Genomic DNA, 15,545 nt, shown 5'->3' with positions numbered 1-15,545 from the left:
GGTTTCACTTGGTGTCGTTAATGATGATAAGGCACTGATTGCGATAACCGTGCACATACACCGGAGCCGGTGCCCTGCGGTAAAGATCGAATAGCTGGGTAGTCACGTTTTCAAAGCTGCTGCTGCTGAAGGTAAGCGGGTAATCAATCGGATAGTCAGTGTCTGTTTCCCAGCGAACCTCCCAGACCTTGCCCCCTGCAGGGCACTTCTCTTTAGCGGCCCATGCCAGATAGGTTGCTTTCAGCGTGGTGCCTTTACTGGCCGTCCAGATCTTTGTGGTTTGCACAGGTAATACGGGAGCAACCGGAACAACTGGCGGTTTTTTCGCTGCCGGTTGTGCCCCCTGTGTCACAACGGGCACAACCGGCGTTTGCAGCAAGCCACCTTTCGGTTTATCACCCGGATCGGGGGTCGCCTTGGTGACGTTAATTGCTGCGGATATGACCGGTTTAACAGGAACCCCTGCTTTTTGCCCGTACTGGATCATCACTTCATGCTTCCCGGCATCGATCACCGCTTCCAGCCCGTTTGCCCTGAGCATTTTCTGCAGGACAAACGGCCACTGATCGTTGCCAGTCCACGAAACATTGTTGCGGAAACTCTTCGCCACATCAGGCGACAGCCTGATGTTCTCAGACGTCGGTACGACAGTGCGAACAGCCATGTAAAGTGGAACGTTTTTACCGTCTGCTATCACCAGGCTGGTAAGTACCGGCGGGCGGGCAGGTGAACTGACCGGCGGCGGCGCGCGCTGAATATAACTGGAGCTGGCCGCAACGGATTGGCGCACCAGAGATCGCGCTGCCGTGGTAACACTGGGCGCAGCCGTATAAGGCGTTTCAAAGCTGACCCAGTCTCCCTCTGGCTCGGAGAGTTTTGGCGGAGAGCTGCAGGCGGCCAGTGCATTCGCCATCAGCCCGACCATCAGCAGCTTTTTGCCACGCGCATCACAGCCTTTTCTTTTTCTCATCTGCCACCACACCGCTGAATTCGTCGTTAAAATCGGCATTAATTACCTGGTCAGTTTTCCGCATCGGCACCACAATTCCATTCAGCTGCGAACGGGTTGCCGTGGGTATTCCCGGCGTAGGCATATTCCCACGGAAAATAAACACCGGTTCCTGATACCAGAATATTTTTCGGGCCTTTATATTTACGGGTTTAGATCCTTTCTCACCTTGGACAAAAATAATCTCTTCTTCATAAGGCATGTCCGTTATTTCCTGCGGAAGCATCAACGGTCTGGCCTGTACAGATTGGCTTTTATTTTTTGTCTTTTGCTTACCTGCAAGACTTTCTGAATAAGAAGTAACGTTGACCGTCGTTGTGCCCAGCGCGTCGCTGTACTCTTTCGCCGAGTGATAATCCTGTTTGGCGGGTGCATAAACAATTTCAACGTGAAAGGCATTCATCATGGCATTGGCCGTTTCAGTGCCATACATGTTTCGCGCGCGCAGCTGCTCTTTATTCTGCATCACGAAGTTAAATCGAAAGCCATAGCCACGAAGTAAAGCAGGGCCGTTTTCAAATGCTTTAATGCGCCCCATGACTTTGGTTTCATCCATAATCATGGCTATCTGATATTTAAGAATGGGATCCCCGTTCTCATCTTCGCCGCCGTGTTCAGGTAGCACTTTAGAATTAGCCCGCATCAGCTGCGTAAAAAATAGGTTCATCAGCGGGCCGAATTTTTCCACGGCTCCCTCTGTCACGGAAAAGTATACGCTCATCAGCTTCTGCCGCATCTTGGAAAAATCGATATCGTTGCCTGATACCGCCCAAGCCACCTTTTTTTCACCGTACATGCCCAGCACTTCGGAAAGGATGTCGCAGTAAATACCCCATGATTTAGGATTTTCCGACATCGAGACGGCCACCATCATTTCACGCGTGGTTTCAGCCGACAGTGGTTTACCTTCGTTATCACGCTTCTCAATGGTTTCAAGGATCCAGCCGGGTAGCTCCGCCCCTAGACTTGTGATTTCATACAGCTGCGGCAGCGTCAACGGCAGTTCCGGGGTTTCCATAAGGTATAGAAGCAGCGCCGACGCGATTTTACCGGCGTTGTTGTAGAACGACTGATTGTTACCGTCAGGATCGATAAAGTGCGTCGCAACGAGTGACTTAATATCACCAAAGCGATCCAATTCGTCGGTAGACAGATAGTTCAGCGGATTCCAGCGGTGAGTTTCCAGAAGCTCCGGCGAAAAGCGGTAGCACTCATGCCCGCATGACGCGCGAAAACCTGCAGTGATATTCCAGTTTTCAAACTTAGGATCATTCACCGCAACCGAATGCGGGAAGGAAAGTAAATTAGGAATTACGAATCCAACGCCTTTACCGCTTCCCGGAGGTGCAGCAAGCAGAACAAAGGTCTGACCGTATGAAGTAAGAAAAATATCTTTCGTCGGGTGTTTTCCAATAATAATGCCCGGACGCTTAATTTTATTTGCCATGTGCTAGCTCACTCCAGCAGAATTAATTGTAATCACCTTTATAGTGAAACCTCTCCAGCTCTTTATTGTTAGCAAAGCGGGCATTGCCGTGCAGGCCTTTATTATTTGGCCTCATGTATGACCAGATGGTTATCAGTGTCACCATGACAGGAAGAAAAATAATCCATACGGCCAGCGCCGTCCCCCAAACCGCATTAACAAAGTTCCGGTCTTTCACCGAAAGATGAATACCATCATAGAGGGAATGCCACGTCACGTTACCGACAGGTATTTTTGCAAGATAGAAGTAAAGCGCCCCGCCTGAGTAATTACCAATAACCACGCACAGCAGGACTGAGACAATAAATATTGTCACTAGGATAAAAAACATTTTCATAATTACTTTCCGGCAGAGGTACTCAGTAATCGCAGTTTCGTTTCCGGCTCGTAGTGAACTTCCAGAATACGGGTATGCTCCATATACAGCACTATATCAAATGAGGTTCTTACCCGGCGCTCGATGTACTCATAATCCAGCCCCATGCCCACCGGTGCCTGCTTTATCATTCCACACACACGGCCATAGCCGGACAGCGTATCGTTCGCGTGTGCCGTCGTGATGGTGCCGGGGTGGCCCGTGTTCAGCAGCTCCATAAAGTCCCAGGCTTCATCCCCCGTCAGCTCGGCCAAGAAAATATGATCGGGCTTCATACGCAGTGAACAGGAAACCAGCTCTTTCGGGGTGATGATATCGCCATAAATTAAATGCACATGGTTAGGGTGCAGCGGCAGCTTCAGCTCATTCACCGCTTCAATTGTCAGCATCCGCCGGTCAAACGGGAACAGGTCAACCAGCGCTTTTGCGAATGTGGTTTTCCCCGATCCCGTGCCGCCAAAAATGATGATGTTCTGGCGGTGCTCAACGGCGAGGCGGAAGAAGTTTATCCAGTCTTTCCGGGCGTGGTACTCCTTCAGCTGGTATTGCCACGGTTCCAGCTCGTTTCCCCGCCCCGTCACCGACAGCGCACTGCTGAACCGGCCACTGTCGATATAGCCCTGCAGCGTATAGCGGTCGTTTGAGGGCTTACGGAACGTCATAGACAGTGTGCCCGCCTCACACGCCGGGGCCGTCACGATAAGGCCGCGCTCGCCGTCCGGCAGCTCGACGGTTTTAATCGGGGATTTTGCTGTCAGACTCTGGTTATTATAGGCCGCAAGCGCGTTTGCCAGACGCTGACACATCGCATAGTCCAGCGCGGGACGTGCCTCATATTGCCAGCCTTCGGCACTCTCCAGCCAGATTTCACCGGGGCGGTTGATGGCAACGTCGCGTATGCCTGGCCGGTTGAGGCATTCATGGACGCCGCTTTGCTTAAGGAAGTCACGCGCCAGCGTGGAATTATCAAACATACATTATCCTTAGTGTTGCCTGCGTGTCTTAAACACGGTTGAGAAATCAATATCCTGAGCAACAATCACGTTAATCACCGTACCCGGCAGTACGTAGCCGGTTGGTGGGATATTGATACTGCTGTCAAGCGCTTTCGTTGCCATGTTTTCCGCGTTGCTCTCGCTGTTATCAAAGGAGTAAGTGGAACTGTTCTTCTTTGTGGCATTCGCTGCTGAGGCAAATGCGTCCTGGATAAATGACAGCATGACGGCCCCGCCAAACTTCTGCCCATAGTGGTTATCCATATAAGCATCGGTGCCGCTCTCGCCCATTGCGCCTGTACCCAGCCCGTTCAGGCTTGCGCGCACGCCACCTGCGGTTTCCATATCGGTCCAAGTCGTGAATACACTCGATTGTCCGGCTTTCATCTCCACCTTCTGCTCACCGTCAAGCTCGGCTCCTTTTTCAGCCAAGATCACGCTGCCATCCGACGAGTAAAGCGGCTGTGTCAGAATGCATTTCACAAAGCCGGGATGGTCGGTTTTGACACCGGTATACAGCGCACAGCGAAGATTCGATTTGCGTTTCAGCAGAAACTTACGCGGTGGTGACATATAGGCCGCCGTAGCCGCGTAATGTGTTCCACCGAGGTCTGACAGGCTACCGCGCGTATTGTCAGCCCCCCCTGCCATTGCCGTACCGCTATCCACATCGACAGTGTTTACCGCTGGCGTGGGTTCTGGCTGCTCTGCAGGCGCAACGCCCTGCTGACTGCCTGACCCACTGCCTTTATCCGATTCCTGAACCAGCACCCCTCCTCCCAGTTTACGCAGATATGCGGCGCTGGGCGGTGGCGGTTCGGGCTTGGCGGGAAGCGGTGCGGTAGCCGCTGCCGCTGGAGGTGGCTGCTGTTTTTTTTCCTCCTGCTTTCGGTTCTCCAGAATCTGTTTTCGCCGCTTCTGCAGCTCGTCATCGTCCGAAACCTTTGAACTAAGTGCGGGGTCGGCTTTTACCTTTGACTCATCAACCTTTTCGGTGCTGTTGGCCTCCATGGCTCGATAAGCAAAAAAGAAGATGGCGAAAAGGGCAATCAGAAGAAAAATTACGCCGCCACAGATAACCATGTACACCTTTGCTTTGGGCTTTTTGTCCTTCTTCACGCCCAGCAGATTAAAGTCACCGCGCGGTGCTTTAGAATCGCCACCGGCGTTATTTGACGTCATTTTTTACCTGCCTTATTTCCCCGGTTGTCGTGCCGTCATAGTTGTAATACCCCGTATTCCGGATGCCTGTCCGAACGGCCAGCACCAACTTGTTGAGGCGCAGCTTAAACATCGAACTAACGGTATGAATAACGAGAATGTCCTGCACGTTATGGAAGTTAACGAGCGTTTCAGTTCCGTCAGGCAGCACCTCATACACAACCGGCATAGGCGCATTCGTCGGGAAGCGCATACATGTAAATGTGCCGTTATCCCACACTTCAGAAGGTGAAATAGAAAGGTCGCCTTTCTTTTCGTAACGGCGGTTTTCTCTGCCAGAACAGGGGTTCTGGTTGAGGTTGCGCCCGATAAAAGGATCGTCACCCGGCACCGTTTTGGACGGATAATCAAAGCGGAGAAGATAGGTCATCTTTGACACATCTTTCACCAGCTTCAGCTCAATCACGTAAGCGCGTCTGTCGGTGTTAATGATAAAATTGGTATCGGGTTCTTCATCAGTTTTAGGCTTTATTGTCACCATGCCCCCAGATGCATTGGGGCCAATCTCCCAGGCGCTGGGATCACCCATCACCATGACGCCATCTTTACTGCGTATTGTCTCTCCGGGTTCAAACTCTATGGCGGTGGCCCTGCCAACGGCGGCATTGATGCGGAACACGTTGTCAGGGGAATACGTTGCGGTCTGGATCCGCCGATCAAGCTGGCTTCCTCGCCCGCTGGTTTCAGCCTGCGCGACGGTTGAAACAGACGCCAGGATGAAAAGCGCCAACAGGTGCATTTTCATGGTCAGTACCCAACCTCCTGCGTTTTATCAAACGCCTTCACGGCAAATCCACGGGGGCTAATCCACTCTTCGGCTTTGTTCTTGGGCGGTCTGGAATAATCAAAGCTGACGGTGGCAAGCCAGGTGGTTTTCGGGATACTCGTCACCGGCTGCCCCACGTCATCCACCACGGTTTTATCGAATCGTATCTGTATCGTGGCGGTTTTCTTGTCCTCACTCAGCTGAGACTTGCTGACGTTTCGGATCGTCACCCGCATCTGCTGCTTGTCGGCCAGCTGAGCCAGATAGCCTTTCTTAGACAGCTGAAAGTTTTTGTACTCGGTATAAACGGAGGGATAGGACGTCAGCTCAACAAACTTAGTGCGCTCATCCTGCGTCGAAAAGTTATAGCTCTCATGCTGTGTGACGTAAGCCGTAGCCCAGAATGCGTCATCAGTATTGTTAATGTCCTGATCGGGGCCGTAACGCACTATATCTGTATAGCCAGAATTACTGTCTACACGGATCACGTAGGGCTGAACTGTTTTTAACGGGGTCAGCAAAAGGACGGCTCCAACTGACATAACGGCCACAACGGCAAAGAAAACAGACCGGCGATTAGCATTCTTGGCTTTCTTCTTTTCCTCGGCGGCGATGTACTTTTCAAAATACTGCCCCGCCTGGGCATAAGCCTGCGCGGCGATGGATATATCTTTACCCTGCTCCTGAGTCAAATTATCTTTATTCGATTCGATATCGTATGACTGCTGGATGAGTTTTTTCTTTTTATTACCAAACACATCACTCTCCTTTTAACTTATTAACCTTGATCCATTCATCAGCATGAACGTTTTTATTTGTGACAGAGGCGCAGCCGGATAACACACAAAAGGAGAGAAATAACCCGATCAATTTATTCATGGTCATGGCATTTTCACTTTCAGTTTTTTTAAGACAGGAATATCAGGCGGGACGGATGCGGTTGCGTAACCCCCCTGCAAAGCGCTGCGCTGCACCCAGCCCGGTAGACTTCATCATGAGGCGCTTTAACCCGGTAGCTCCGCTGGGTGATCCTCCCATTACCGATGCGGCATAGTTGGGGATTTCCGTTGCGATAGCCGTAAACGCACCAAAGTAAAAGAGCAGCGCAAACGCTCCCTTGAACGAGCCGCTCATTGCCCCGTTCGGATCGGACGTCAGGACAAACTTATTCAGAAAAGCTACTTCAAACGTTATAGCAACGCCGAATATCAGCTGCGTGAGCATGAACCCGCCCAGCAAAGATACCCATCCCCAGAAGTATTGGCGGGTCTGGTCAAACAACCCGAAGGCTATAAACAGAGGACCGACCACAAGAAATAAGGAGATAGAGACTTTTAGCGTTATCAGGGTTGCAACACAGACGCCCAGGAAGGGTACGCCACCCAGAAGAAAACAGAAAATAACCAGTAAACTTGCCAAGCTTTCTTTAAAGTTAAAGATGGGATCGAAATCGATGTTTTTAATAAATTCCCACAATCCATTCAAGAATGTATTAATCAGAGCATCAACCTGATTTGTACCTGTCGGCTGACCTGACAGCGTATGAATTGCCCATAAGGGCATGTCATTAACGAAGGGAACAACGATGCGGATATACCATCCGATATTAAAGGCGCTGAATATAATGAATGATGCCTTGATGGCATTCATTATTTCTTCCTGTAACGCCCCATCAAATCCTTTAAAATACCAGTTCATCGTGGCGACTGTTCTTTCAATCATCCAGATAGCACCGTAAAGAGCACTGACACCAATCATGAGATTTGAGGTGCCAGTGGTGATCATTCCGGTCAGTGCGTCATCGATAGCCTGGTACAGAGTTTGCGCTACAGCTAACTCTATAGCCATTCACTATTCCTTCTGTCGTTCGTACACAATATCGCTCGCAATCAGTTTATTGTCTTTAACGTAAACCGTTGCGATGCCGTTACCTTTTACCAGCGTGGTATCATCTTTAATTGTCCAGTCCGTATTGCTGACCAGTTCGTCATCGCTCAATACGGTTACTTTCTTATTCACAATGTGACACGCAGCCTCACTGCAGGTGATATCCATCACTGAGCTGTATTTAGCGTTAAGTGCGCTGCCGTCTGCTTTATTAACGGCTTTCCAATGGCCTGAAAAGACATCCGACTGTTTCTGCGTGGTTTCGTCATCACAGCCAGATAAAAAAGAAGAGGTAATAACAACGGCGAGCGCACAAAATAGCTTTTTCATGTTTCATCCCTATTTAATATTAAGACTCTATTTAATCACAAACGCATTAAATTTCATAATAATATTAAGCGAGTGAGGTATATTTAATTCCCCTCCAGACGATTCCATGCAGCCTGCGCCCGCTGTTTATCCGCTATTTTCTCCTGCTGATCCATCAGCATCTTAATATTCTGCAATTTAATCTGCTGGTTCTGAATTTCGAGCTGTTCCTGTTGAAAACGCAGACCCAGTTCTTCGCGCTCCTGTGGCGTCTGTACGGTATTCAGCCGTGTGCGCATTTCCTCCGCGTTTTTCAGGCGCTGGTTAGATGCGTTATAGGCATCTTCCAGCGCGCCTGCCTGCGACAACAGACGGTCAAATGAGGCTTGAATCTGCGAATTGCTGTACATCACGCCATAGCGATCGCGCAGTTCGCCCAGCTTGCTTGTATCCTGGTAAATATCATTCCAGTCTTTGACGGGCAATACGCTGTTGAGTGTTGGGTCATTAAGAAAGTCGCCCAGCTTGTTATTGCCTGTAACGAGATTCTTGTAGTTATCAAACTGGTCTTTGGCCTGCTGTATAGCGGCTTTTGTCTGATTAAGCTGGTCTAACGCCTGCTTAGCCTGTTGCGTGGCATCCTGCACCATCTGAGCAATACCGGTGACATCTACAACGGGAATACCGGTAGCCTCAACCACACAGGCCGATGACATTAACGCCAGCGCCAGCGCCGTTGCACGTAAGTGTTTTTTCATTGTTACCTCGGAGACAGTTTATGCCCTGAGACATTCATCCAGGAAAGGTTTAACCCAGATATTCGGGTCATTGGTCTGAAGCGTTTCGCGTACTCGTTCAGCAATATGGATATTTCCACCAGGCCCGATGGATGTCGATAATATCGGTATCCAGTATTTGAGGTCGTCTGTTAAGCTGAATGATAACAGCGTGGACTGATGCCCCTGCTTAATCAGAAACTCATGGGAGTTCTTCTTGAGGTCTTCAATAATGCTGAACTCTTTACCCTTAATTTTGAATTTAGCGTAACTATCTGCATCAGCTTTACTATTCGCAAGCCAGATTTGCGTCACGACCTGCTGAATAACGGCTGGCCCGTGCTTACACTCACTGAGATCTTCGGGGCTTTGCGTATCCATCATCAACAGTTCGCCGCGAGTACGACCAGCTTTAAGAACTTCTTTAATCGCATTTGCTGTACTGTCAAAACTTAAAGGAATCCAGCATTCAGCAATAAGATTTATAAATAGCGGAACGGACTGTGCCTCTAACATAAGACGCTTGAGGAAAAACATGTTATTAAGAAAAATTTCAATCATCTCGGTATTTTTAACGTAATACGACTCATTAAGAATACGCGTGTTGTCAAATGCAACCCTGCGATATTTAGCAGGATCAAACGTGTTAACAGGTGCATCAGCTACCCACCAGTAGCGGCCCTGTGAACCATCCGGGCATATCCGGCACCACTTAGCGAGACGTATATGAAGACAGTTTTCATCTTCAGTTATTGAAATATCCTGCAGCAGCAGGGACATGCCCCGGTTAGTAACCACGGAATGCTCCAGTACAGAACCAATCGCATTGCGTATCTGTCGCTGTTCTGCCTCAGTCCCACCGCCCGCCATGGAAAGCACCATATCAAACAGGTGCTGACGTAAGGCTTCCGTAGGTTCAAGCTGAAACAGATTTATGCCGGTACTGACGCCAGGTGAAACGGTGTAATACTCCGTATTAAGCGCCCTCGCCAGATTTTCAAAGGACTTGTTATAGTCCAGCAGGAAGAGTCCACAATCCCAGCGGCTGGCAAAGAGCAACATCATTCCTTCAAGTGTTGTCTTACCTGCCCCGGTTTCCCCCACTACCGAAATATGACCTGGCAGACGTTCCCCGATATTATTTTTTCCGATCGGACTGTTGTGCGCGTTGAAAAAATACAGAGCGTCGCTGATCGTTTTAAACGGCATCCACGCTTTACCGTCTCCAATCGGATTGCCATCCGCTTTCCCCACGGGCGCGGCATGTAATGAGAAACCACACGCAAGGTTTTCCGTAGATTTCGGCACCGGATACAGGGCGATAGTGCAGCCAGGAAACAGAGAGTAGTAGGTATCATCGTTGGTAACGGTTGATCGTATGAATCGCGAATCTTTGGCAGTAAAGATGGAATCCAGCATCGCGCCGTTATCGATGGCTTTCTGCGGCGTATCGCCATAGACGATCAGAGAGGCGTGGTAGCGGCCAAAAACTTTTTCACCTTGGGTGATTTCCTGCACTGCCTTTTCCAGCTGCTTCGTCTGATCCGTTTCTCCTTCCGCCGTGGACAGGTCTACGGTCTGTTTCCGGAAATTCACTTTCGACTTATTTCTGTCTTCAAAAATAAAGGTCTGAACTAATGTAAAATCCAGCTGCTCTTCAACAGCTTCATCCCACATCCCGGGCACCGTTCTTGATGGATAATCACGGAGGTCGTATGTCGTGCAGTAACGCGCGCCCCCGCTGTTAGGCCGGTTTTCAATGAAGTCGTAAGGCGCGAAATTGGTCACGCTGTCAATTACAGCATCGCCAAGCCGCGTTGAAGAACACAGCACGTCCTGTTCCGCGCCGTTAATCAGCATTGATACAAAACGTCCAACCTGTGAGAAAACCGACTCAGCGGCATTCTCTTCCATTCCTAGCACGGATGGCTCAAAGTCGTCCAGCATCTTATTTGCCATGATCAGGATATCGTTCATCCTGCTCATACCTTCATCCAAGTCTTTATACTTCAGGATAAAGGCCATCCCATAGCCTACCTGACGGTAGTTGCCTTTTTTAAAGGGAGCCGTGTAGGCGTCCACGAAATCCTGCAGTATGGGTAGATCAATCTGATAATCGGCATCGAGTACAACGGATGATTTCGTCGTCCACGTCTGGATCATGAGGTTCTTTCCCTCTTTCTTTCCCAACGAAAGCAGGAAGCGATTTTTCTCACGAAACAGTTTATTGAGTTCTGGCTTTTCCTTAGTGCCGTAGGAGACACCTTTAAAACGGATAATGCTGAGAAGACGCTGACCACTTAGCGTCACCATATTTTCATGAACGTGGTAATTCATCCACGGCACTCGGTTCTCTGGCGATAAACCGTTCTTGCGCAATTCGCCTGCCATAAAATTGTTTCCAGCGAGAATTAGAAGGGGTGATAAGCAGTGCCCGGCCATAAATCATGTTCCGGCAATACCGCCTAAGCATGAAGCGAAGGCGGGTAAGAAACCGGCTGTCAGTTTCACAGATGACTCTGACAATGATAAAAATGGCGGCGGGGATAATCAGAGAAACCAGTCCAAGCCAGCCGAACAGCAGGCAGCTTATTCCGGTGAACGCAATGGCGAAAACGATAATGCCCAGAATCACAAACTGAGGTACGCCCGCGTAAGATGCCGTTCGGCCCATTGCGTTATAACTATCAAAAGATAATTCTTCTTCCTCCATTATATCCCCCCGGAATCAGGAGCTGCTCAGAGAACCCAGCACCTGCCACAGTGCTGAGAAGATAGCGATACCGCCACCAATCCACAGAGCCATGCTGAGATCGCCAACATAGTCCCAGAAGGTTTTATCGTGATTGCCCGACATTCGGGAAATTGCCAGTCTAATACCTGACACGATTAACGTACAAAGCACCACCGTGGCGGCTAATGCATAAAGACCTACCTGAATATTTTTAGCATAGGTAATCAGCGTATCAAGCCATCCGGTATCACCGGCGGCTAGTGCATAGGGCGAGAATGCCATAGCCAGCAAGGCTGGCAGGCAAAGTTTCACCGATACTCCGGCAGGTGGTTTAACTTTTAACATCCGTTTTTTCCTCAGTCTTTTTTTCGTTCACCGGCTCATGATTTACCTGAGATGGCGAGCTGTATTTAGGATATTGCTGCAATACATCCCAGGCGTCATAAGAAGGCTTTTCCTGCCTGGGTGACAATTCAGGTGCGGCATCGTCATTAAGCGCGGGTACTTTTACCCCGGAGGCATTAACGGCGACCACACGATCAACATAGCTGCTGCCGTTCTTCTCTTTGGTGAACCCCCTTGTGTAATTTCCGCTGTAGTAACATGAAAATGATTTTAAAAGTGCCTGTTGTTCGGTATCCGACACTTTCAGCGCCCGCGCGTAACAGTCTTTTAAAATATCCGCGCCCATCTTCAGATTGTTGCAGGGAGAAAATACGCGCTCAGCTTCTTTAACTTGAAAATACTGGCGATTGACCTGTGCAAGACCAATGCTGAAATTAGCGTTCGCTTTGTCGAGTTGTTCAACTGCGGCCAATGCTTCATCTCTGGTCTGAGGCTGACGTTTTAAAGGTTTTCCTACCACGCCAATTGCCCACTGATTAAAACCAGATTCAGTTTTAACAATGCGGCTGATTGTATCGGGTGCTACGTCGGGAGCGCACTGCATCGCCAGCGCCAGGAAGGCCGCTGTAGATATCATTCATTTATCCTTTCTTAATTAATTTCTGTTTAGCCTGCTCGCCAAACTCTTCAATCAGGTAACGAACAAATGCTGATGCAGCGATAGTTTTTTTTCGCTGATAGCCAACTTCGGTAATGTACTCTTCAAGCTTCTTGCGCGGCTCAGCTGCAATATAGACGTTATTTGAATACTTGTTCTTCGAGCAGTCTTTTTCATTTGCCTTAGTTGACATTTTTTCTCCGTGCGGGGGGTGATGATTTCTGCAACATGGATAAAAGCACATTCACCCGTGCATTGGGATCCTGTTCGTTATAAATTTGAGTTAAAACCTTTTGTAACTCTTCGGGTATTTCGGTGTTTCCCGGTGTGGCATTTTTAGAATGCATAAGACTGCTGGTAATACCTGGTGCTGGCAAATCATTATGAATCGTTCTTAAGGCGTCGATTTCATTCTGATGAATGGTGGCAATATTATTACCGAACTTAACAAAATCCATAGCGCCGGGGATGCGCTTTATTGCTGTTGTATGAATCAGGTCAGGATTAAATCTTACGAAGATATAGCCGGGAAAAGCGGGAGAATTTGTCAGTCGGTACGCATTCTTTTTATCGCTTCTTCGCCTTCGCTCTAAGATTAAAGGGCAACAGGTTTTCAATCCGGCTTCATTAAGGTTTCGCTGTATGGTCTTCCAGTGGTTTTGACGGCAGCGCAGTAGATACCATGCATCGGCAAAATTATCCTGCATTGGGCCTCCAATGTCTTTTCAAGTAGATTTTATGAATAGCTAGCGCACTACCCAAACCCCCGGATAGTGCATTTATTAGAATATTTAATAATGTTAAGGCCCTAATTTTGAGGGTTGAGCGATCTTTCGTCTAATTGTTTTAATAGATCGATTCTATTACTTTTGATCGGTTTAAACGATCAAAGCTATCAATAGCTTCTGCCGATAATAACACCCCCATTTGTTAGTATATCAACAACTTGTTAGTAATCCTATATGATGGAAAGAGGTTAATTCCCCTAAACTCCAGATGTCCTTTTACGGAGACTAGGCATGATAGGTAAAAGACTTAAAGCCGCCCGAAAAGCGGCGGGATTAACTCAGTCAGAGTTAGCAAAACTTGCAGGAATTGATGAGCTTACAGTGAGTCGCATCTCTCATTATGAGACAGACACTCACAGCCCAACGTTCCAGCAGGCGTGCCGTTTTGCAGACGTTCTGGCGGTTCCGGAATGCTATCTATACTGCCGGGATGAAGTTCTTGCAGAGCAACTGCTGGCGATGTTTAAGCGGCATAAGAGGTTCAGGTTCACCGCCACTGAGCTGATAGAGCTTGAAAAGGCGGATGCGCAGCTCGCTGCTGCGACAAAAACGATCCAGTCATTACTAAAACTTCGTATGGAAATCATTGCCAGTGAAGAATTACCTTCCTCATTAAAGCCTTGATACCTTCCTATTAAGTACTTTTGATTTATACCTCTGATGAGCTTCTTTCTAAGCGCAATGCTTTTGTAGCAAGATACCGGCGTAGAATCCAAACTGCGCCGTTCTCTGGAAAGACTGGGAAAAACTGGGGAATGAATATGCAAAACATGAATTTAAAAAAAAACCGGCAAAAGCCACCCCTTGCCAGAACCGATGCAGTTCCTGAAAAATGACCTGAACGTGCATCAGAACAAATAACCTATTCAAGCGCTACAGATCGCCTGCGTTTCAGAATCCACAGAGGAACATTATGAAAAGTTTTGATCACCTGAAACACACCGGTTGTGAAGTTCTAGACCCGCGACTGCTGATCGCCTGCATTACCGGACATGACTACCGTGATGCAATGAAGATTCTTGCCGGGCAAGGCTGCCGCCTGGCGGCAAAAACCGTAACGGTGAATACACAAACTGGCTTCGCGGATCAGGACTCTGCCACCGTCGAGCTTGAGGCTTTCAGGGAAATCGGGGAATACCTTGCATTCTGCGGCGGCGCTCAGGCCATGCCGCACACGCTGGAGCGTATCACGCAGGCGGTTCAGGAACTAATGAAACGCACATAAGCGTTTCACAACTTCCCACTTTTCTTTATCTGGACAGAACCGTAATTCTGTCCAGTGCTGGTATTCGTAAATCTGCAGCTGCGCGGTCAGCGCCCGAATAGCTGGCAGACTGGAGCAGCGCCTGCTGCCTACGGTCGCGGAAATACAGGCTAAAGGTCTTCCATGCCACTTGACGCATGACTGAACCGAAATATAATACAAGTGTTATAGCAAGGAGTTTATTATGCGTATTTCTATTGTTCAGATGGTAAATGATTACTTTGAGGGCAACCGGGAGAAAGCAGCAAATGCCGCCGGGATTAACTCGGTTCAGCAGCTTAATAATCTGGTATCAAAGGGCTATGAAGTTGCAAAACTGGATAACGGTGACTGGATCATGCTGACAAGCAAAACCAAAATATTTAAAAACCCCATATAACACTTGTGTTATATAACTCAAGTGTTATGATTATCTCAAGTTAACAAACAGCGAGATAATTAAATGAGTCGCAAACAGAAACCTTTCATTATCCCAGGCTTCCTTGAGTCAGTAAAAAATGATTTTGAAGCGGGCCTTATAACATTAGATGATGCCGCAACTGAATTTTACAAAGCAAACTGGACGGCATTTAAAAGCATAGAATACACGAAAAAAATGCTTGGTATTTAGCCAAGAACACTGGAGGTATCATAATGTCAAACAAACGCACGGTAACAACACGCGAAACCTATCGTATAGACGGGACTCTCAAAGTATTAACCAGGACGCATATTGCAACCGGTGCACACGGTTTTGAAGCGCTCTGCGTGTCGGGCAGCTCTGTCGAAGAGAATAAGTCCTGTGTCATAACGGCTGAAAATCAGTATCCCGTGAACTGCCCTCAATGCCGCGCTGTCTGGTATGACGCGCAGGAATTTAATGCGTCAGACTTTGAGCCTGCATGATGTACGCCACTCATTTACTCTAACTGGACAGAACCGTAATTCTGTC

20 protein-coding genes and 1 pseudogene are annotated in these 15,545 nt (G+C 48.5%); 5 read left to right on the top strand and 16 right to left on the bottom strand.

What is annotated here, in order from left to right; translation table 11 throughout:
• Window positions 1-4: 4 nt before the first annotated feature.
• The 16 genes from QLG07_RS12310 to QLG07_RS12235 all read right to left on the bottom strand — a co-directional run bounded on the left by QLG07_RS12310 (window position 5) and on the right by QLG07_RS12235 (window position 13,269).
• A complete protein-coding gene (locus tag QLG07_RS12310) occupies window positions 5-925 on the bottom strand; it encodes a TcpQ domain-containing protein (RefSeq protein ID WP_282469309.1) in 921 nt (306 codons plus the stop codon).
• A gap of 22 nt (window positions 926-947) precedes the next feature.
• Complete coding sequence (locus QLG07_RS12305) at window positions 948-2,456, bottom strand: type IV secretory system conjugative DNA transfer family protein (RefSeq protein WP_048918442.1); 1,509 nt, start codon at window positions 2,454-2,456, stop codon at window positions 948-950.
• Window positions 2,457-2,478: 22 nt separating this feature from the next.
• A complete protein-coding gene (locus tag QLG07_RS12300) occupies window positions 2,479-2,832 on the bottom strand; it encodes a hypothetical protein (RefSeq protein ID WP_048918441.1) in 354 nt (117 codons plus the stop codon).
• A 2-nt stretch (window positions 2,833-2,834) separates the two neighbouring features.
• On the bottom strand, window positions 2,835-3,845 hold the full coding sequence (gene virB11 / locus QLG07_RS12295; RefSeq protein ID WP_048918440.1) for a P-type DNA transfer ATPase VirB11: 1,011 nt from the start codon (window positions 3,843-3,845) through the stop codon (window positions 2,835-2,837).
• 9 nt (window positions 3,846-3,854) lie between these two features.
• Window positions 3,855-5,048 carry a TrbI/VirB10 family protein gene (locus tag QLG07_RS12290; protein ID WP_053110483.1) on the bottom strand — a complete coding sequence of 398 codons (1,194 nt, stop codon included), beginning with the start codon at window positions 5,046-5,048 and terminating at the stop codon, window positions 3,855-3,857.
• Window positions 5,035-5,832 carry a TrbG/VirB9 family P-type conjugative transfer protein gene (locus tag QLG07_RS12285; protein WP_048918439.1) on the bottom strand — a complete coding sequence of 266 codons (798 nt, stop codon included), beginning with the start codon at window positions 5,830-5,832 and terminating at the stop codon, window positions 5,035-5,037. The genes QLG07_RS12290 and QLG07_RS12285 overlap by 14 nt, the downstream gene beginning before the upstream one ends.
• A gap of 2 nt (window positions 5,833-5,834) precedes the next feature.
• On the bottom strand, window positions 5,835-6,611 hold the full coding sequence (locus tag QLG07_RS12280; RefSeq protein ID WP_048918438.1) for a type IV secretion system protein: 777 nt from the start codon (window positions 6,609-6,611) through the stop codon (window positions 5,835-5,837).
• A gap of 163 nt (window positions 6,612-6,774) precedes the next feature.
• Window positions 6,775-7,701 carry a type IV secretion system protein gene (locus QLG07_RS12275; RefSeq protein WP_062818634.1) on the bottom strand — a complete coding sequence of 309 codons (927 nt, stop codon included), beginning with the start codon at window positions 7,699-7,701 and terminating at the stop codon, window positions 6,775-6,777.
• 3 nt (window positions 7,702-7,704) lie between these two features.
• On the bottom strand, window positions 7,705-8,070 hold the full coding sequence (locus tag QLG07_RS12270; protein WP_048918413.1) for a hypothetical protein: 366 nt from the start codon (window positions 8,068-8,070) through the stop codon (window positions 7,705-7,707).
• Between the two features lie 83 nt (window positions 8,071-8,153).
• Entirely contained in the window at window positions 8,154-8,807 is a 654-nt protein-coding gene (locus tag QLG07_RS12265; RefSeq protein ID WP_048918414.1) for a type IV secretion system protein, read from the bottom strand.
• An 18-nt stretch (window positions 8,808-8,825) separates the two neighbouring features.
• Window positions 8,826-11,216, bottom strand: coding sequence for a VirB4 family type IV secretion system protein (locus QLG07_RS12260; RefSeq protein ID WP_048918415.1), 2,391 nt, complete (start codon window positions 11,214-11,216; stop codon window positions 8,826-8,828).
• A complete protein-coding gene (locus QLG07_RS12255) occupies window positions 11,143-11,538 on the bottom strand; it encodes a hypothetical protein (protein ID WP_230050602.1) in 396 nt (131 codons plus the stop codon). The genes QLG07_RS12260 and QLG07_RS12255 overlap by 74 nt, the downstream gene beginning before the upstream one ends.
• A 15-nt stretch (window positions 11,539-11,553) precedes the next feature.
• Window positions 11,554-11,904: a hypothetical protein gene (locus QLG07_RS12250; protein WP_048918416.1), complete on the bottom strand. Its 351-nt coding sequence runs from the start codon at window positions 11,902-11,904 to the stop codon at window positions 11,554-11,556.
• Entirely contained in the window at window positions 11,891-12,541 is a 651-nt protein-coding gene (locus QLG07_RS12245) for a lytic transglycosylase domain-containing protein (protein ID WP_048918417.1), read from the bottom strand. The genes QLG07_RS12250 and QLG07_RS12245 overlap by 14 nt, the downstream gene beginning before the upstream one ends.
• A gap of 4 nt (window positions 12,542-12,545) precedes the next feature.
• Entirely contained in the window at window positions 12,546-12,755 is a 210-nt protein-coding gene (locus QLG07_RS12240) for a hypothetical protein (RefSeq protein WP_048918418.1), read from the bottom strand.
• A complete protein-coding gene (locus QLG07_RS12235; protein WP_230050604.1) occupies window positions 12,745-13,269 on the bottom strand; it encodes a transcription termination/antitermination NusG family protein in 525 nt (174 codons plus the stop codon). The genes QLG07_RS12240 and QLG07_RS12235 overlap by 11 nt, the downstream gene beginning before the upstream one ends.
• Before the next feature lie 312 nt (window positions 13,270-13,581).
• Here QLG07_RS12235 and QLG07_RS12230 point away from each other — a divergent pair.
• From QLG07_RS12230 to QLG07_RS12210, 5 genes and pseudogenes are all read left to right on the top strand, one after another.
• Window positions 13,582-13,818: pseudogene (locus QLG07_RS12230) on the top strand (helix-turn-helix transcriptional regulator); the annotation flags it as partial.
• 445 nt (window positions 13,819-14,263) lie between these two features.
• Window positions 14,264-14,575 (top strand): hypothetical protein, encoded by a 312-nt coding sequence (locus tag QLG07_RS12225; protein WP_048918419.1) that lies wholly within the window; start codon window positions 14,264-14,266, stop codon window positions 14,573-14,575.
• A 223-nt stretch (window positions 14,576-14,798) separates the two neighbouring features.
• Window positions 14,799-14,993 (top strand): hypothetical protein, encoded by a 195-nt coding sequence (locus tag QLG07_RS12220; RefSeq protein WP_282469308.1) that lies wholly within the window; start codon window positions 14,799-14,801, stop codon window positions 14,991-14,993.
• 63 nt (window positions 14,994-15,056) lie between these two features.
• Window positions 15,057-15,224, top strand: coding sequence for a hypothetical protein (locus tag QLG07_RS12215; protein WP_282469307.1), 168 nt, complete (start codon window positions 15,057-15,059; stop codon window positions 15,222-15,224).
• A 23-nt stretch (window positions 15,225-15,247) separates the two neighbouring features.
• Window positions 15,248-15,499, top strand: coding sequence for a hypothetical protein (locus QLG07_RS12210; RefSeq protein ID WP_282469306.1), 252 nt, complete (start codon window positions 15,248-15,250; stop codon window positions 15,497-15,499).
• Window positions 15,500-15,545 lie beyond the last annotated feature (46 nt).

The organism is Erwinia sp. V90_4 (assembly GCF_029967685.1).
In the GTDB taxonomy this organism is placed as follows: domain Bacteria; phylum Pseudomonadota; class Gammaproteobacteria; order Enterobacterales; family Enterobacteriaceae; genus Erwinia; species Erwinia aphidicola.
Note: the sequence above shows the minus strand (reverse complement) of the source record. Positions and strands in the feature narration are given on the sequence as shown.